Origin of the sequence: Buttiauxella cochleicola (assembly GCF_021283185.1) — a bacterium.
GTDB classification, from domain to species: Bacteria; Pseudomonadota; Gammaproteobacteria; order Enterobacterales; family Enterobacteriaceae; genus Buttiauxella; species Buttiauxella massiliensis.
Map to the genome: position 1 here is coordinate 499,146 of NZ_JAJSOS010000001.1, position 18,528 is coordinate 517,673.

Below are 18,528 nucleotides of genomic sequence, written 5' to 3' on the forward strand. Positions count from 1 at the left end.
CGCAATCTTTCTTAGGGCGGATAAGCGCAAGCGTCATCCGCCAGTTTTTCAGGCTTTCTCGCGCACTAGCAAAGTAGTCAGCGTAAATGACAATCCCAATGCCAGCGCCACCCCCATCAAAGCAAAGATAAAGTATGGCCCGATGTAAGCCGGCAGGCTGAAAATACTCGATAAAATATAGCCATACAAACGCACACCAAAGAAGGCAATAAATGCCGAGGCGATGGAGCTGGCAACCGTGGCGGCGATAAACGCTTTCTTGTAGCGCGTCAGAACACCAAACAGCGCAGGTTCGGTAATACCCAGTAATGCGGAAATAGCCGCGGGCAGAACCACCGATCTTTCTTCGCGAGATTTACTTTGCTTCCAGATGGCAAACGTTGATCCGGCAATCGCCATATTAGCCATAAACATCATTGGCATCAGCATGTCGTAGCCGCGGTCGGTAAAGTTTTGCAGTGCGATTGGTGTCATCGCATGGTGCATTCCGGTCAAAATCGCTACCGGGCGAATGGCTCCCACTACCAATCCTGCAAAACTTGCGGATACACCAAACAGCCCCTCAATAAACCACGCCAACGCTTTACCCAGATAGATCCCCAACGGCCCGATCACCACCAGCGCAACTAACGCGGCGAGGAACAAAGTGAGCGTCGGAGTAAATACCGTTTTCAATACATCCGGCATAAACCGGTCCACCCATCGATGGATGTAGCTCAGGGCCAGAACCGAGAAAATCACAGGGATCACGCTTGAGGCGTAGTTAAATACCGAAACCGGTACCACGTTCAGAAAATAGAACGTATCGACAGCATTCGGCGCATGGCTTGCCAGTAACTTTGCTGCTTCGATAAGCGATGGATACATCAGGCAGGCCGCCACCGCTGCGGCCAGGTATTCATTAGTTTTAAAGATACGTGCCGCAGAGATAGCGAGGAAAAACGGTAAAAAATAGAACACGCCGCTGGCAATTAAATCGATGACAATTACCGTATCGCTTTTTGCCGAAACGAATTTAAGTGCAATCAAGCCTGCTAACAGACCTTTGATCATCCCGGCGCCAGCGATAGCGGGAACAATCGGCCCAAACACGCCCGATACGGTATCCATAAACATCGACACCAGGCTTTTACGGGCTTTCTTGTGAGTCGCGGGGGCAATTTGCTCACCAGATGTATCCAGCGCGCTGCTCAGCTGTTCGTACCAACTGTTCACCTGCGGGCCAATAATAATCTGGAATTGGTCACTCTGAATCTGCGCCCCTAATACACCGGGGATTTTTTTAATTTCGGACTGATCAATTTTATTCTCATCAATCAGAGAGAAGCGCAAGCGCGTCATACAGTGCCAGGCTTTGTTAATATTATCCGCACCACCTACAAGGTGAATAATATTATTAATTGCATCACGAGTCCCCATCTGTCGCTCCCAAAGAATTACTAATTATTATGTGTTGAATGCCTGAGATGGTAGAGAATCGAAAGAACCAAAACAAACCAATAAACTTTGAGCAACATCACAATTACGCCTAACAAAGGGCATCAAACACATCAAACTAACAAATTGGTATGGTATTTAGGTCACATTCAACTATTTTACGGACCAATAAAAATAAGCAAAAATAATGGTTTACCCACATATAAAAATAAGGTGATAGTAAATAACAGAAGCCTTTAATTGATGAGTAAATGACCGCGATTGACAAGGTCTGTGGAGTAATCTCGTGCAACCAACCATTATTGAAAATATTGAATGTTTTATTACCCGCCCTGACCGTCACAACCTGATTACGGTGCGTGTCACCACCAATAAGGGTGTAATAGGTCATGGATGTGCGACCTTCCAGCAACGCCCCCTGGCGGTAAAAGTGATGGTCGATGAATATCTCAAACCACTGCTAATAGGGCGCGATGCCAATAACATTGAAGATCTGTGGCAGCTGATGATGGTCAACGCTTACTGGCGCAACGGACCGGTTATCAATAACGCTATCGCAGGTGTCGATATGGCACTTTGGGATATTAAAGGCCAGCTGGCAGGAATGCCGCTATACCAACTTCTTGGCGGTAAATCGAAAGACGCTATCGCAGCATATAGCCACGCCGCCAGTGAAACGCTTGAAGGTTTGTATCTGGAAGTCGACAAACTTTTGGCACAAGGTTATCGCTACATTCGCTGTCAGTTAGGGTTTTATGGCGGAACACCTCAGGGGTTGCATGCCACAAAGACACCTACTCCCGGCGCCTACTACGATCAGGACGAATACATGGCCAATACTGTGGCAATGTTTAAGGCTCTGCGCGAAAAGTACGGCAACCAGTTCCATATACTTCACGATGTACATGAGCGTCTGTTCCCACAACAAGCGGTGCAATTGGCAAAAGCTCTTGAGCCATACCAGCCATGGTTTATCGAAGATATTTTACCGCCGCAACAAAGCGCCTGGCTTGAGCAGGTTCGCGCGCATTCTTCGGTTCCACTTGCTTTGGGGGAGCTATTTAATAACCCTGCCGAATGGCATGATTTGATTGTTAATCGCCGCATCGATTTTATCCGCTGCCATGTTTCGCAAATTGGTGGAATCACCCCTGCATTGAAGCTCGCTATTCTATGTCAGGCATTCGGTGTACGCCTGGCATGGCATGGCCCATCGGATATGACGCCAATTGGCGTAGCGGTAAATACCCATTTAAATATCCATCTGCACAATGCAGCGATTCAGGAATTTATTCCCAATAAGCCAAATACCGAATCGGTCTTTCCAGGTAGCCCGGTTGCGGAGAAGGGCTATATTTATCCGCTTGAAAAACCGGGTATTGGCGTAGGTTTCGACCAACAAAGAGCGGAAACCTTCCCGGTGGAGTATCGCCCACATGAGTGGACGCAAAGCCGCTTACCTAACGGAGCCATTCACACTCCCTGAATGCCCTGCCGCCAGGCCAAATTATCGTGGTTATAGGGGGTAACGTAGGTACAGGAATAATTGATATCAATGATATCGCTGATTTCAAAAACCCGTCCTCCTTCAAGAATTCCCCGGTTGATGATGTGCATCGCCGGGATACCTTTTTTACACTCCAGCAATACCGCCTGCTCTTTACTGACTGCTACCGCCTGATAACTGGTTAACAGGTGCGAAATCCGCAACCCTTTACTCAGCACATATTGTTGAATCGAGCGCTCGATGACCTGCTGATTCAGATCGGGAAAGTCCTGTACTGGCATGCGCGAAATTTCAATTTGTATCTTTTGATTTTCAACATAACGCAGGCGGCAAAATTGCCAAATGTAGTCCTCTTTACCCAGACCAAATACTTGCTGCTCTTCGCGATTGGGTAATTTCTTATGCAGATTAACCATGCGAAAGGCTATCTGGTCGAAATGCTTTTCGGTGATGGAGTTATAGACCAATGGGTTATTTCTGGCCTGCGGATTAATCCAAATCCCGGAGCCCTGAATAATCTCAATGACCCCAATGCTGACCAGCTTTTCCAGCGCTTTACGAATCGTGAAACGCGAGACATCATATTCCAATGCTAATTGGCGCTCAGGCGGTAATTTTCGCCTTTGGTTATCGTTGTGCTGATAAATTTTGCTCAACAGATCCTGAATAACAAACTCTTTTTTCTTCATTTATTGCTCACCAGTCACTCACTTTCACAGGTTATCCCACCGCATAGGCAGAGGAAAACATAACATCGCCTATTCATGTGAGATACACTGTTCTCGTCTATGAAAAACCATTATAAAAACTAACTTCTTAACTGGGTCTAAAAGAATGACATCCCGAAAGCTCATCAGCCTGGTAAGCGGTGTACTTATTTTGGCAGTTTTGCTACCCATTCTGTTAAGCATTTATCTTGCTCATCGTAATGCCGAACACGCATTTCACGATGAATTAGTAGAGTTTGCCGATCACGCTTTGCTTCGCACCGATAAGGTCATCGACCAGGCTGTTTCTGCGATTAATGATATTAACCGCTTTAATGACAATACATGTTCGCAAGCACACGCGGAAGCCATGCATCGTGTCGCTCTTGAATATCGCTACGTGCAAGAAGTGATGTTCCAGGAAGATGAGCATATTTTGTGTACTTCACTGGAGTCCATTACTCATAGTGCTACATTAGGTAAACCAGACCGTCAGGGTATTCATGGTTTTAACGCCTGGTATACCACTCCACCGATACCCGATTTTCAACGCAAGATGGTATATATCGGCAAGAAACCTCACCTTGCATTAATTGACCCAATGTCATTTATTGATGTTCTCCCCTTTGGTAATCACACGCTAAATATTGCGATGATTGGGCTGCATAATAATCAGCTTATTGCCAGCAACAGTCGATATATTTCTGAGACATGGCACGAAGCGCTGGAAAAAGGTACGGACGAATTTCAGAGCAACGACAATTTCTATGTGATTCGCCGGGATAATAATCTTGGCCTGGCTATGATTGCCTGGGCGTCAATGGAACCCATGACGACCGCCTGGTATAAGCAATTGTTTATCTGGCTACCAGTAGGCTTAATTATAAGCCTCGTTGCAGGTGGACTCTTAATTCGTATTTTGCGTCGGTTGTTATCGCCTCGTAACAGGCTGATGGATGCTATCAAAAACAATGAATTTAGCGTGGTTTATCAACCTATTGTTCATCTTCAAAGCGGCGAAATTGTCGGCGCGGAAGCCTTAATTCGTTGGCAGCAACAAGATGGCTCAATGTTAAACCCGGATGTGTTTATCCCACTGGCGGAGCAAACCGGGTTGGTAACACAATTAACAGAGCTGGTCATTAAGCGCATTTTCCTCGAGTTGGGCGACTGGTTAAGCAAGCACCCTCACTATCATATTTCTGTGAACATGGGTGTTCAGGATGCCCGTAGCCTGCATATTCTTGATATTACTCGTCCGTACCTGGCACGTTATTCAGTTAATCCAAAACAAATAGCATTTGAGATTACTGAACGTGGATTTTCTGATCCGAAAATTACGGCACCGATTATCGCGAAATATCGAAAGGCCGGGCATGCCATCTATATTGATGATTTTGGAACCGGTTATTCCAGCCTGAGTTATTTACAAGATCTCGATGTTGATACCCTTAAAATAGATAAATCATTCGTCGATGCCCTCGAATATAAAAATGTCACTCCGCATATTATTGAAATGGCAAAGGCTCTGGGGATTTTGATGGTGGCCGAAGGCATTGAAACCCCTAGCCAGGCGGCATGGCTACGCAAACAGGGTGTGCAGTACGGACAGGGCTGGTTCTTCAGTAAAGCCCTGCCTAAAAATGAATTTATCGAGTGGGTAGCAAGCTCTTGTGCCAGGAAATCAAAAATCCCCTGAAAAAACTACTTCACACCGAGACGTTTCGCCAGGCGGTGTAAATTAGCAACATCTAACTGCAACTGCCGGGCACTCGCAGCCCAATTCCCCACATTAGCCTCCAGCGTGCTGATAATAATCCGCCGCTGGAAATCATCAGTCGCCGTCCGCAAGTTATCGACCTCAGCCACGCGGGCAACAGCTGTACTAGCAGGTTTAGCTTCAGTATCTGTTAGTTGAAAATGTTGCGGTTCCAACCAGATTTCGCCATCTGGTTTACCGGAGCGCGCAAGCACAGTGGCGCGATAAAGAGCATGCTCCAGCTCGCGAATATTTCCAGGCCAGTCATATCGACGCAGTAATTCCCGAGCGCCATCCGTCAAGGCGACCTGTTTCAGCCCCATTTTTACGCGGCTTTGCTCGCAGAAAAACCCAGCTAATAGAGTGATGTCATCTCCGCGCTCACGTAGCGGTGGAACATGCAGTGGGAAGACGCTTAAACGATGGAATAGATCGGCACGAAAATCACCTGACAGTACGTGCTGCTTTAAGTCGCGATTGGTCGCTGCCAGCACCCGCACATTTACCCTTTGGCTGCTGTCATCGCCCACACGCTGAATATCGCCATACTGTAAAACTCGCAATAATTTTGCCTGTAACGTTAATGGCAGTTCCCCTATTTCATCAAGGAATAGCGTGCCGTTATCCGCCATTTCAAATTTGCCGGTTCGATGATGAATAGCCCCGGTAAATGCCCCCTTTACGTGACCGAACAGTTCACTTTCCGCCACGCTTTCCGGCAGTGCCGCACAGTTGAGATACACCAGCGGATTTGCGGCACGTGCCGACCCACTGTGGATAGCACGCGCCACTAGCTCTTTCCCAACACCCGTCTCCCCCGTTATCAGCACATTCAGGTCAGAACCGGCGACAATTTCTATCTCTTTCTTAAGCTGCATAATCCCAGTAGACAAGCCCACCATCTCGGCGCTGCTGGTTTTGCTCGTAATGGGAGTGGAGACAACCGCAGGCGTTTGGTTTTCAAGCTGTTCCATCAGCAAGGCGTTATTCAAAGCACCTGCTGCCAATACGCTAATTAAGCGCAACTCTTCATCGCTGAAATGATCGAACTGCAAAGGGTCCATTCCATCCACTGTTAATGCACCTATCAGGTTCTGATCGGCAAATAGTGGCAGCCCAAGACAGGCATGGACTTTTAAATCGGTATGGTCAGGAATGAGCCCATCGTAAGGATCGGGTAATTCGCTGTCCGCCGGGAAACGCACCACATCGCCTGCGCGCGCAATAGCTTCAAGACGTGGATGTTCATCCAGATCAAACCGCCGCCCGAGCACATCCTGCGCCAGGCCATCAATCGCCAGCGGGCGAAACTGCCGCGCTTCGTAACGCAACAACGCCGTGGCATCACCACCCAAAAGCTGGCGCAGCGTCCGAATCAAACGCGCGAAACGATCCTGATGAGAAATGCCGCTTTGCAGGTCAATGGCAATGTTGGCAAGGGAGATAATTGAAAGGCTCATAAGCGGCTCCAGACGACGATTCGGCTAACTTAGCCCTTGGTAGTCAAAAAGACAATTAAATTGTCAAAAAGACAAACACTGGCATTGTCATTTTGACAATCAAAAGTTAAACAAAAATAAAAATATTCATATTAATCAATATTATAAAAAGTTGGCACGCCGTTTGTAATACATCTAATACGAGCACTGTTTTTTCATTCTTTTTGAGGTACTGACAAATGGCTATTCAGGTTAAAAACAACATTCAATGGGTTGGTCAACGTGACTGGGAAGTGCGTGATTTTCACGGCACCGAATACAAAACGCTGAAAGGTAGCAGCTATAACAGTTACCTGATCCGTGAAGAAAAAACGGTGCTGATTGATACTGTCGACCATAAGTTTAGCCGTGAATTTGTGCAAAACCTGGCGGCTGAAATTGACCTGAATAGCCTTGATTACATCATCATTAACCACGCGGAAGAAGACCACGCGGGCGCGCTGACCGAGCTGATGTCGCGCATTCCCAACACGCCAATTTACTGCACTGCCAACGGCATCGATTCGATTAATGGCCACCACCATCACCCGGAGTGGAATTTCCACGTTGTGAAAACCGGCGACAGCCTCGATATCGGCAACGGCAAGCAGCTTATCTTCGTTGAAACGCCGATGCTGCACTGGCCGGACAGCATGATGACGTATATGACCGGTGACGCGGTGCTGTTCAGTAACGACGCATTTGGTCAGCACTATTGCGATGAACATCTGTTTAACGATGAAGTCGACCAGGCTGAATTGTTCGAGCAGTGCCAGCGTTACTACGCCAACATTTTGACGCCGTTCAGCCGCCTGGTAACTCCCAAAATCACCGAAATTCTCGGCTTCAATCTGCCGGTAGATATGATTGCGACATCTCACGGTGTGGTATGGCGTGATAACCCAACACAAATCGTGGAGTTGTACTTAAAGTGGGCGGCTGATTATCAAGAAGATCGCATCACCATTTTCTACGACACCATGTCCAACAACACCCGCATGATGGCGGATGCAATTGCGCAAGGGATTACCGAAGTCGATCCCCGCGTGGCGGTGAAAATCTTTAACGTCGCCCGCCATGATAAAAACGAAGTTCTGACCAACGTGTTCCGCTCCAAGGGCGTGCTGGTCGGCACATCAACGATGAATAACGTGATGATGCCGAAAATTGCCGGGCTGGTTGAGGAGATGACTGGGCTGCGTTTTCGCAATAAGCGCGGCAGCGCGTTCGGCTCCCACGGCTGGAGCGGCGGCGCGGTTGATCGCTTGTCCACGCGTTTGCAGGATGCCGGTTTTGAAATGTCGCTAAGCCTGAAAGCGAAGTGGCGTCCGGATATCGACGCGCTGGAAATCTGCCGCGAACACGGTCGTGAAATCGCCCGCCAGTGGGCGTTAACGCCGCTCGCTTCTGCGCCCTTTGTAGCACCGCAAGAAAGCGTGGTTGAAAAGCCAGGCTGCGCCGATTTTGGCCCACGCATGCAATGCAGCGTTTGCCAGTGGATTTACGACCCAGAAACCGGCGAACCGATGCAGGATGTCGCGCCAGGAACGCCGTGGAGCGAAGTGCCGGACAGCTTCCTGTGCCCTGAATGCTCGCTTGGGAAAGACGTATTTGACGTGCTGGCAACGGAGGCAAAATGAAGCATGGCATTGTGATTATCGGTTCGGGCTTTGCCGCCCGCCAGCTGGTGAAAAATATCCGCAAACATGACGCGCAGGTACCGGTGCGCATGATTGCCGCCGACAGCATGGACGAATACAACAAGCCCGATCTCAGCCATGTTATCAGCCTGAATCAGCGTGCGGACGACCTCACCCGGCAGCGTGCCGGGGAGTTTGCCGAGCAGTTTAACGTAACGCTCAACGCCAACAGTTGGGTGTCAGAAATTAACGCTCGCGAACGCCTGGTGAAATGTGGCGACCAGCAATGGCAGTACGACAAACTGGTGCTGGCAACGGGTTCCCGCGCCCTTCTGCCGCCAATTGAAGGCAAAGAGCTGATGCTGACGCTCAACAGCCAGCAGGAATATCTGGCCTGTGAATCAACGCTGCGCGAGGCTAAACGCGTGATGATTCTGGGCGGTGGTTTGATTGGCACCGAACTGGCGATGGATTTTTGCCGCGCCGAGAAACAGGTGATTCTGGTGGATAACGCCGCCAGCCTGCTCGCCTCGTTGATGCCTGCGGAGGTTAGCAGCCGTTTGCAGCAGCGCCTGAACCAAATGGGCGTCGAACTGTTGTTTAATCAGCGGCTTGAATCACTCAGCCAAACGCCACAGGGAATTCATGCGGCATTGAGCAACGGGCGAATAGTCACCGTGGATGCCGTGGTAGCGGCGATTGGCCTGCGTCCAAACGTCGACCTGGCGCAGCACGCCGGGCTGGCGGTAAACCGTGGGATTCAGGTGAACCGCCAGTTGCAGACATCTGACGCGAATATTTATGCCCTCGGTGATTGCGCGGAAATCGACGGCAAAGTGCTGCCGTTCCTGCAACCGATTCAGTTCAGCGCCATGACGCTTGCCAAAAATTTGCTGGGTGCCGCTGACGGTCTGAATCTCCCCGCGATGCTGGTAAAAGTAAAAACCCCGGAGCTGCCGCTGCATCTGGCGGGTGAAACGCAACGCCATGATTTGGCCTGGCAAATCAGCGCCGAGCCGCAGGGTCTGATTGCCAAAGGCTATGACGAAGCACAGCAGTTACGGGCGTTTATTGTCAGCGAAGCGCACATGAAAATGGCGTTTGGATTGTTACGGGAATTGCAGGTTTAGCGGATGTTCATGCGGGTGGCGCTCGATATGATGTCGGCGCCGCCCGCGTGACGTTACTCGTCAAGAATTGGCGCAAAGCCGCCATAGATCATACGTTTTCCATCAAATGGCATCGACTCACCAAACTCTTTCATCCTTGGGTCAGACATCATCTTCGCGTTGGCGGCATCGCGTACTTCTTTGGATGGATATTCAATCCAGCTAAACACCACTTCTTCGCTCTCTTCGGCTTTCACCGCCATGCGAAAATCAGTGAGCTTGCCGTCAGGCACATCATCAGCCCAACACTCTACGACGCGTAGCGCACCAAACTCTTTAAACAAAGGTGCCGCTTTTGCGGCTAACTGCTTATACGCTTCTTTATTGGCTGCGGGTACCGCAACTACGAAACCATCAACATAACTCATTGTGAACCTCCACGGAGTGGGGAATACGGGTAGATAATTTCCACCCGTGATGATTACGATTGATAAGTTTAGTCGTTAAGAATGGACACTACCTGTTCATAATTTGAGCAGCATCTCATATTGGGTAATGGGATCCTGACGGTAGCCGCTGCTCAGATAAAGAGGTGCCAATTGCTCAGGGATAGCTGTTGCGGTAAATAATCCAGGAAAACGCTCACGTAATAGCGTAAGCAATTTTTTCGCCTGCCCTTTGCCACGTGCCATCGGGTCAACATAGAGCATCCGTAATCTGGGCTTAGGGGTTGTGGCAACCATTGCGTATGCAGTGTCATTGAGAACGAATGCTTTACCCGGTAATTTATATAGCGTTTCAGGTGCGCTTAACCACGGCAGATTCAGGCTTTCGTCCATCATCATTTTTTTCGCCATCACTAGCGGGTCGATTTCCTGCAATTCGCCGGTTTCTGTAAACTGCGGCGACTGAATGGTATCAAACCCGACCAATGTCTGCTGGCGAACAAACCCCATACGTTCATACAGTGACACTCCATTCTCGTTGCCAACAATAACTTCCAGCCAAAAGTTACGGTCACCACGGGCTCGCGCACGATCAATTAACTCCTGCATGAACTGTTTGCCAAACCCCTGCCCACGCAATTCAGGACGAATCGCGAATGCAGCAAGGCGACAGCTCTGCCCACGCCGCGTGATGAGCGCCAGCGCTTTTGGCTCACCATTTTGCGTCCAGACTCGGCTGTCATTGAGACTGAGATCTTCAGCGCTAAAACGTGACGCAAAAGTTTCACCATCAATAGTGAAAGGGACCAAATACCCTTCAAAACAGTGGGAAAGAATTTCAGCCAACTGATGGCTATTCCAGTGCGCCGCCGCGTTGCTGATTACCTTGCTATTCATCGCTACCTCATCCAATGGGGGTTTGGCTTCAACATTAGGGTACGACGGTCGGTTCAACCAGGTTTTTTTGTGCTCTGGGTACAATACGGAACCATGGTAAACAGATCTGGATAAGCGGGCCGATTGCCAGCGCGTACAACACCGTACCCACACCAAATGTGCCTCCCATCAGCCAACCGGCCAGTAAAACCGTCAACTCAATCGCTGTTCGCACACTACGCACAGACCAGCCAGTACGGGCATTGATTCCAGTCATCAAGCCATCACGAGGGCCAGAGCCAAAACCCGCACCGATGTACATTCCGGTCGCAATGGCATTCACCAAAATAGCGGCAAAGAGCAAGAAGCTTCGTGCCACCAATGACTCAATCGGCGGCATTAATGCTAATGCCGCATCAGCTGCAAGCCCCAAAACAATCACGTTGCTTATCGTGCCCAATCCAGGTTTCTGGCGCAGCGGAATCCACAGCAACAACACCAGTGCGCCCACCACGATCATCACCATGCCAATATTCAAAGAGAAGATCCGCGCCACGCCGAGGTGAAACACGTTCCAGGGATCGGCGCCTAAATTGGCCCGCACAAACATCGCCGTGGAAACCCCATATAAAACCAGCCCGGTATAAAGTTGCAGCAAGCGACGAGCGATCATGTTATTCACCTCAGAATTCTTTCGTGGCTTTACTTTCAACCAAAATGGATATGATATTAAGGTCCAGTTATCAAAAAGTGGATTGCTATGGTACAGCGCAGAACAGGCTCATCATCACTGGTAAAATTGCTGGGTAACTGGCATCAGGATTTACCGCGTACCGCGGTTTACCGGCAACTGGCAGATGGATTACGGTTGTTGATTCTGGATGGGCGACTGCCACTTGATAGCCGCCTGCCGGGCGAGCGTGAGCTGGCAACGGCTCTGGGCATTAGCCGAACTACAGTGGCAACTGCGCTGGCACAACTACGTGATGAGGGATATCTGGCAAGCCGCCAGGGTTCGGGTTCCGTCACTATGTTGCCAGAAGGCACGCAAACCGTTTCGCCATTACCTGGACGCACCACCACACTGGATCTTTCAACCGCAGCACTGTCTGCCGGGCCGGAAATTCATCAGGCTTATGCGAACGCCCTGATCGCGCTGCCGGAACATCTCGGCAGCACCGGATACAATCAACAAGGCTTGCCCGAATTACGTCAGGTGATTGCAAAGCGTTATGGCGAAAGAGGGTTGCCGACAACCGCTGAGCAAATCATGGTGGTCAATGGCGCGTTAAGCGGCTTTGGCCTGATTCTGCGGCTGCTGACGGGGCCTGGCGATCGCGTGGTTCTCGATAATCCCACTTATCCGATGGCACTTAGCGCAATCAAAGGTGCGTCGTGCCGCCCTGTTCCTGTGAGCCTGACCGAACACGGTTGGGACACCGAAGGATTAGCCGCCACCATTGCACAAACCTCGCCACGGCTGGCCTATTTGCTGGCGGATTTCCATAATCCCAGCGGGCTTTGTATGGATGCGCAAACCCGCGAGGCCATCGCAGAAATTGCCGCACGAACACGCACCACTATTGTGGCCGATGAAACCATGGTTGACCTGTGGTATGACGCTCCCCCACCGCCACCGCTGGCCGCATTTGATCAGGCTGACAGGATTATCACGTTAGGTTCTGCCGGGAAAAGTTTTTGGGGCGGGCTGCGTTTAGGCTGGATACGCGCCGAGTCACGCACGATTGCCTCGCTGATTCAAATTCGCGATTCCTTAGATTTAGGGTCTCCCATTCTTGAACAGCTTGCCGCCATCAATCTGTTTAATGAGGCCGAAAACTTCCAGCCGCAACGCCGCGAAATGCTACGTCAGCAACGTGATGCCTGTGCGGAAGTCGTTAAAGAATTATTCCCGGACTGGAAAATGACGGTGATACCACAAGGTGGTTTATCCTGGTGGATTGAACTACCAAAACCACTGGCTACGGTTTTTGCGGCCAGTGCTGAGGCCATCGGCATTCGTATTGGTGCCGGGCCACGTTTTGGGTCAGAAGGCGCATTTGAGCGCTATTTACGTTTGCCATTCACACTTGAAGCTGCACAAATGCGTGTCGCTCTCGAAAGGTTAAAACCACTTTGGGATAATATGGCGCAGACTAGAAATGAGAGTTTGAGAAGATCTGTTGTTTAATTTTTTAAATTAATGGTTCACATTATTAAAATGTGAACCTCATTCCCTTTTCAAGATGATTAATAACCATCCGGCAGATCCTTATCAATGGATATCAGCTTGCCACTTTTCATCGTGATATATCCACCTTCTTTTAAATCGGCCAACACCCGGAATACATGAGTACGGGATAACTTAGTGCGACTTATAATAAAACTCGCCAAACCTTCGGTTTCATTTGGAAAAGCGAGGGAACGATAGAGATAACGGTAAAGCATAGGTTTAATGGTTTGGTAGCTGGTCAGTTGCTTTCTTTCCGCATGCAGATCTAGTGAAAAAATAGTCATAAAAATCAAAATTTTTGAGAGAGCCTGCATGCTCTCAGCGTTCTGAAAGAAAATCTCATCAAATTTCTCATAAGAGATTTCAACTACTTTCACGGACGTCATGCACTTATATTGAAAAATCAACATTGGGCAATACCGCTCCATCAAACCAATGGGCATATAGTCAATAGCATTACCAATAGTGAGTTCGTTTTCTGCATGTAAAATGGCCACTGAACCTTCAACAGGAATGTAAATAAAGCCGGGCGTTATGGCTAATTTATCTGTCGCGGCAAAAAGGAGTTCTTTGCCATTGCTGCGGACATCATTAACCTGGCTCTCTATATTCAGAGATTTATAATAAAGATGAATACTTTCAAAACTGGCGCCCATAACACATCCAAGATATATCATTAATTATTATAGTATAGCGCTATCAATAGAAAATGCCTGTACAAAATGAAGAGCGTAATTTCGTCAATATATCAAAACAAATCGTAGTCCCATATGGCACTACTTCCAGGTTAATTCATCCATTAAAATTGCCTGTGTTAATCCACAGGTTATTTAAATTATCGAAACATATCTTCTATCTTTTAGAATTTATTAATTTCTGAGGTTGAATTAATGAGATTGAATCTAATAGCCAACAGCCTGATTGCCGCGGGGTTACTGACGACACTGTCAGTTAACGCAGCAACTCCAGCGCCCACTAACGATGCGACACCTGCAACAAAACAAGCCAATGAAGCGCTTTATCAGCAGCTCCCGTTTTCTGATCACACCGATTTCGTGAATGCTCATAAAGGCTTTATCGCTGCACTGCCACAGGATGTGATAAAGGGCGAGCAAGGCAATGTTATCTGGAATCCACAGCAATACGCCTTTATTAAAGAGGGCGACAAAGCGCCAGCGACGGTTAATCCAAGCCTGTGGCGCCAGTCCCAGTTGATTAATATCAGCGGTCTGTTTGAAGTGACCGACGGTGTTTATCAGATTCGTAATCTCGACCTTTCTAATATGACCATCATTGAAGGTAAAACCGGGATTACCGTTGTCGACCCGCTGGTTTCTGCTGAAACCGCGAAAGCGGGCTTGGAACTGTATTACAAAAATCGCGGCAAAAAACCTGTAGTGGCGGTGATTTTCACCCACAGCCACGTTGACCACTACGGCGGCGTGCGCGGCGTGGTTGATGAAGCCGATGTCAAAGCGGGCAAAGTGAAACTGTATGCTCCACAAGGCTTTATGGGCTCTGCCGTCGACGAAAACATTATGGCGGGTAACGCCATGAGCCGCCGCGCAAGTTACATGTACGGCAACTTGCTGCCAGCCAATGCTAAAGGCCAGGTGGGCGCGGGTCTGGGCACCACAACCTCTGCGGGTACCGTGACGCTGCTGGCACCAACCAACTACATCACGCATACCGGCCAGGAAGAAGTGATCGATGGTCTGACTTACGACTTTATGATGGCTCCGGGTTCTGAAGCGCCGTCGGAAATGCTGTGGTATGTCAAAGAGAAGAAAATGATCGAAGCGGCGGAGGATGTAACTCACACGCTGCATAACACCTATTCTCTGCGCGGCGCGAAAATCCGCGACCCGCTGGCTTGGTCTAAATACATTAATGCCGCGATTGACCGCTGGGGCAGCGATGCGGAAATTATTATCGCCCAGCACCACTGGCCGACCTGGGGCCAGGATAACGTCGTTAACCTGATGAAAGGTCAGCGCGATATGTATCGTTTCATCAACGATCAGACGTTGCGCATGGCAAACGAAGGTCTGACGCGCGATGAAATCGCCGCGAACTTCAAACTGCCACCGAAACTGGCGAAAACCTGGGCGAGTCGAGGTTATTACGGTTCGGTTAGTCACGATGTGAAAGCCACCTACGTGTTCTATCTCGGCTGGTTCGATGGCAACCCGGCAACCCTAGATGAACTGCCGCCGGAAGAATCCGCGAAGAAATTCGTTGAATACATGGGCGGTGCGGACAGCATTCTGCAAAAAGCGAAATCTGATTACAGCCAAGGGAATTACCGTTGGGTGGCGCAGGTCGTAAGCAAAGTGGTGTTTGCCGATCCAACCAACAAAACGGCCCGCAACCTCGAAGCCGATGCGCTGGAACAGATGGGGTATCAGGCAGAATCCGGCCCATGGCGTAACTTCTATCTGACGGGTGCGCAGGAATTGCGTAATGGCGTGATTAAAGGCCCTACGCCAAATACCGCCAGCCCGGATACCGTTCGTGCGATGACGCCAGAAATGTTCTTCGATTACATGGCTGTCCATGTCAACGGTGAGAAAGCGGCGAATGCCCACGCGGTGCTGAACTTCAACTTCGGCGACCAGGGCGGGAAGTACAAACTGGAACTGGAAAACGGGGTGCTTAACCACACGCCAAATTCAGAAGCCAGCAACGCTGACGCAACGATCAATCTTTCCCGCGATACGCTCAACCGTATTATTTTGAAAGAAGAAACATTGCAGCAGGCGAAAGATAAAGGTGATGTGAAAATCACGGGTGATGCAGGCAAACTAGATGAAGTGCTGGGCTATATGGACAAGTTTAACTTCTGGTTCAATATCGTTACGCCATAAGCCAGATACATAATTACGCTTTATCCCTGATGCTCTGTGACGCAAGTTGCAGGGCATTTTTTTGTTTTGTGTTTTTTTTGAGTGTGGCGAAGTAGAACAGAGACAGGCATAAGCATGTTGAAATTTTACATGCGCCAGAATTGGGTGGGGGCCCTGCCAGCTACATCCCGGCACACACGTCATCTGCTGCGGCTGCTTCCTTCCGGACCTGACCGAATTCACAAATTAGTGTTGCGGGAGAACCAACAGGGCCCCCATTGAGAGCGCTAGTTACCTAACGCGCTGGCGCATTATCCACGTTGCCCTATGCAATTGCAAGCAAGGTGCGGTCAGGTGTTGCTTTCTTGCGCACCCGCTGTTTTCCTTCCCTGTTTGATCATCGCCGATTATCCTAAACCCTGGCTGTTTTGGAGTTTGCTATGGACAACGATTCATTCCCGCAACGTGTTTACCAAATTATCGCTGCTATACCGGAAGGGTTTGTCACAACGTACGGTGACGTAGCACGCCAGGCCGGAGCACCGCGTGCAGCAAGGCAAGTGGGAGGCGTACTCAAACGGTTACCCGAAGGCAGTAAACTGCCCTGGCACCGAGTGGTCAATCGTCATGGACAGATATCTCTGACTGGCCCGGATTTGCAACGCCAACGGCAAGCCCTGCTTTCAGAAGGCATTATGGTTTCTGGAGATGGATATATAGATATGGAACGTTATCGCTGGAATTACTAAAGAGCGCCTCCGCAGAGGCGCTTAAACATCACAATCAGAACTGCGTTGGTGCAGGAACCGCTGAAGAAGGGTTCACCTGAGTCGGTGATGTTGAAGGCACTGTTGTTACCGCCCCGCCATTCGTCTGAACTGGAACCGCGGTTTGCTGAACAGGAACCAGTGTCAAATCCACTTTTGTCCCGCCCTGATTAACAGCCGGTTGAATGGTATCGGTGATAAACATCAGTTTATCGTTCACGGTAATGGCCGCACTCAGGATAATGCGCGCGTTCGGCTGTATATCAGCCGGGTTATACGGCAGCACAAAACTGAATGGCGACTGCTTCCCTTCGGTACGCACCGCTTTTTGCGCTAACACTTTTGACGGAGCATCCGCCAAAGAGGCATCAGACAACGTAACAGTGAGCACCGCATCAGGCGGCAATGCAACTTTTTGACGAATCCAGACCGTACCGGAAACGTTAGGCTGTCTAATATCAGACTGCGCCGTTGCCGCTGCCGATGAGGTCGTTGCAGCAGGTGCAGGCGTTGGGATATCAGCGCTTTTCTGCGCGCATCCCGCCATTGCTAAGGCAATGGCTAAACCACTTAACGTGTGCACAAGTTTCATTGATTTGTTCTCCTTATTATCAATGCACCAGCAGGCCACGGGCCTACAAGTAATGAGTGGTTAAACATGCTTATCATGCTAAGTGTGGCACATATCACTGATTTCTGCCCAAAACCGAAACACATCATCAGGTCGGGCCACTACGTGGCGAATGTTGGAAACCTGTTATAATCAGGCCAATTGCACGATTTTATTTTTTTACTGAGGACACTTTATGAGTCAGGCGCTCAGCAATTTGTTGGCATTACTCAATCTGGAAAAGATTGAAGAAGGTATTTTTCGTGGCCAGAGCGAGGACTTAGGTTTACGTCAGGTATTCGGTGGACAAGTCGTTGGCCAGGCGTTATATGCCGCTAAAGAAACCGTGCCGGTTGACCGTCTTGTGCACTCATTCCACAGTTACTTTTTGCGCCCAGGCGATAGCCAAAAACCGATTGTTTATGATGTGGAAACTCTGCGCGACGGCAATAGTTTCAGTGCTCGCCGCGTGGCAGCGATTCAGAATGGCAAACCGATTTTCTACATGACAGCTTCTTTCCAGGCGCCCGAGCCGGGGTTTGAACATCAAAAAACCATGCCTACAGCCCCTGCCCCGGAAAATCTGAAATCTGAAACTGAAATCGCCATGGTGTTTGAAAAGCTTCTCCCTCAGACGCTCAAAGAGAAGTTTCTGTGTGAAAAGCCGCTGGAGATTCGCCCGGTGGTGTTCCATAACCCAATGCAGGGCCACGTCGATGAACCTGTACGGCAGGTATGGATGCGGGCAAATGGTCAGATGCCAGCCGATTTGCGCATCCAACAATCTTTACTGGGTTATGCCTCAGACTTCAACTTCCTACCAGTAGCCCTCCAGCCTCACGGCGTAGGTTTCCTGGAGCCGGGTATGCAGGTTGCCACCATCGATCACTCAATGTGGTTCCATCGTCCGTTCGATATGAATGACTGGTTACTGTATAGCGTGGAAAGTACGTCAGCTTCGAGCGCACGTGGTTTTGTACGCGGTGAGTTTTATTCACGCGATGGCGTTCTTGTGGCGTCAACGGTGCAGGAAGGCGTGATGCGCAAGCGCGGTTGAGATTGTGCCAGTTGACGCGAAACTGAACCGACTTTTGGTTTTGTCCGGGTTAATCT

At 49.5% G+C, this 18,528-nt stretch carries 16 protein-coding genes and 1 other RNA gene; 8 read left to right on the plus strand and 9 right to left on the minus strand.

Annotated features, from left to right (window positions below; all coding sequences use genetic code 11):
- Positions 1–48 precede the first annotated feature (48 nt).
- Positions 49–1,419, minus strand: a complete 1,371-nt coding sequence (locus LVQ76_RS02200) for a PTS transporter subunit EIIC (RefSeq protein ID WP_151994764.1) — start codon at positions 1,417–1,419, stop codon at positions 49–51.
- 304 nt (positions 1,420–1,723) lie between these two features.
- On the opposite strand from LVQ76_RS02200, the gene LVQ76_RS02205 reads away from it, so the two are divergent.
- Positions 1,724–2,923, plus strand: a complete 1,200-nt coding sequence (locus LVQ76_RS02205) for an enolase C-terminal domain-like protein (RefSeq protein ID WP_232904152.1) — start codon at positions 1,724–1,726, stop codon at positions 2,921–2,923.
- On the opposite strand, the gene LVQ76_RS02210 is transcribed toward LVQ76_RS02205, so the two are convergent.
- Positions 2,911–3,633 carry a GntR family transcriptional regulator gene (locus tag LVQ76_RS02210; RefSeq protein WP_232904153.1) on the minus strand — a complete coding sequence of 241 codons (723 nt, stop codon included), beginning with the start codon at positions 3,631–3,633 and terminating at the stop codon, positions 2,911–2,913. The genes LVQ76_RS02205 and LVQ76_RS02210 overlap by 13 nt on opposite strands.
- Before the next feature lie 145 nt (positions 3,634–3,778).
- Between LVQ76_RS02210 and pdeB the strand changes: the two genes are divergently transcribed.
- Complete coding sequence (gene pdeB, locus LVQ76_RS02215) at positions 3,779–5,350, plus strand: cyclic di-3',5'-guanosine monophosphate phosphodiesterase PdeB (RefSeq protein ID WP_232864128.1); 1,572 nt, start codon at positions 3,779–3,781, stop codon at positions 5,348–5,350.
- Between the two features lie 5 nt (positions 5,351–5,355).
- Here pdeB and norR read toward each other — a convergent pair whose 3' ends face one another.
- Complete coding sequence (gene norR, locus LVQ76_RS02220) at positions 5,356–6,870, minus strand: nitric oxide reductase transcriptional regulator NorR (protein WP_232920868.1); 1,515 nt, start codon at positions 6,868–6,870, stop codon at positions 5,356–5,358.
- 218 nt (positions 6,871–7,088) lie between these two features.
- Between norR and norV the strand changes: the two genes are divergently transcribed.
- Entirely contained in the window at positions 7,089–8,528 is a 1,440-nt protein-coding gene (gene norV, locus LVQ76_RS02225; protein ID WP_232864126.1) for an anaerobic nitric oxide reductase flavorubredoxin, read from the plus strand.
- Positions 8,525–9,658, plus strand: a complete 1,134-nt coding sequence (norW, locus tag LVQ76_RS02230; protein ID WP_232864125.1) for an NADH:flavorubredoxin reductase NorW — start codon at positions 8,525–8,527, stop codon at positions 9,656–9,658. Before norV ends, norW begins: the two co-directional genes overlap by 4 nt.
- A 53-nt stretch (positions 9,659–9,711) precedes the next feature.
- On the opposite strand, the gene LVQ76_RS02235 is transcribed toward norW, so the two are convergent.
- From LVQ76_RS02235 to yczE, 3 genes are all read right to left on the minus strand, one after another.
- Positions 9,712–10,065 (minus strand): DUF1428 domain-containing protein, encoded by a 354-nt coding sequence (locus LVQ76_RS02235; RefSeq protein ID WP_232864124.1) that lies wholly within the window; start codon positions 10,063–10,065, stop codon positions 9,712–9,714.
- A gap of 96 nt (positions 10,066–10,161) precedes the next feature.
- On the minus strand, positions 10,162–10,980 hold the full coding sequence (locus tag LVQ76_RS02240; RefSeq protein ID WP_232904158.1) for a GNAT family N-acetyltransferase: 819 nt from the start codon (positions 10,978–10,980) through the stop codon (positions 10,162–10,164).
- A gap of 34 nt (positions 10,981–11,014) precedes the next feature.
- Entirely contained in the window at positions 11,015–11,629 is a 615-nt protein-coding gene (gene yczE, locus LVQ76_RS02245; protein WP_232920919.1) for a membrane protein YczE, read from the minus strand.
- Positions 11,630–11,719: 90 nt separating this feature from the next.
- On the opposite strand from yczE, the gene yczR reads away from it, so the two are divergent.
- Positions 11,720–13,150 carry a MocR-like transcription factor YczR gene (gene yczR / locus LVQ76_RS02250; RefSeq protein ID WP_232920869.1) on the plus strand — a complete coding sequence of 477 codons (1,431 nt, stop codon included), beginning with the start codon at positions 11,720–11,722 and terminating at the stop codon, positions 13,148–13,150.
- A 59-nt stretch (positions 13,151–13,209) separates the two neighbouring features.
- Here the strand turns inward: yczR and LVQ76_RS02255 are convergent, their stop codons facing one another.
- A complete protein-coding gene (locus LVQ76_RS02255; RefSeq protein WP_232904160.1) occupies positions 13,210–13,848 on the minus strand; it encodes a helix-turn-helix domain-containing protein in 639 nt (212 codons plus the stop codon).
- A gap of 234 nt (positions 13,849–14,082) precedes the next feature.
- Between LVQ76_RS02255 and LVQ76_RS02260 the strand changes: the two genes are divergently transcribed.
- Positions 14,083–16,059: an alkyl/aryl-sulfatase gene (locus LVQ76_RS02260; RefSeq protein WP_232864120.1), complete on the plus strand. Its 1,977-nt coding sequence runs from the start codon at positions 14,083–14,085 to the stop codon at positions 16,057–16,059.
- Positions 16,060–16,210: 151 nt separating this feature from the next.
- On the opposite strand, the gene ffs is transcribed toward LVQ76_RS02260, so the two are convergent.
- Positions 16,211–16,307: signal recognition particle sRNA small type (gene ffs / locus LVQ76_RS02265), an RNA gene on the minus strand.
- A gap of 171 nt (positions 16,308–16,478) precedes the next feature.
- Here ffs and LVQ76_RS02270 point away from each other — a divergent pair.
- Positions 16,479–16,787 (plus strand): MGMT family protein, encoded by a 309-nt coding sequence (locus tag LVQ76_RS02270; RefSeq protein ID WP_232920870.1) that lies wholly within the window; start codon positions 16,479–16,481, stop codon positions 16,785–16,787.
- Between the two features lie 34 nt (positions 16,788–16,821).
- Here the strand turns inward: LVQ76_RS02270 and LVQ76_RS02275 are convergent, their stop codons facing one another.
- Positions 16,822–17,397 (minus strand): YbaY family lipoprotein, encoded by a 576-nt coding sequence (locus LVQ76_RS02275; RefSeq protein ID WP_232904163.1) that lies wholly within the window; start codon positions 17,395–17,397, stop codon positions 16,822–16,824.
- Positions 17,398–17,611: 214 nt separating this feature from the next.
- Between LVQ76_RS02275 and tesB the strand changes: the two genes are divergently transcribed.
- Positions 17,612–18,472 carry an acyl-CoA thioesterase II gene (tesB, locus tag LVQ76_RS02280; RefSeq protein ID WP_232920871.1) on the plus strand — a complete coding sequence of 287 codons (861 nt, stop codon included), beginning with the start codon at positions 17,612–17,614 and terminating at the stop codon, positions 18,470–18,472.
- Positions 18,473–18,528: the final 56 nt, after the last annotated feature.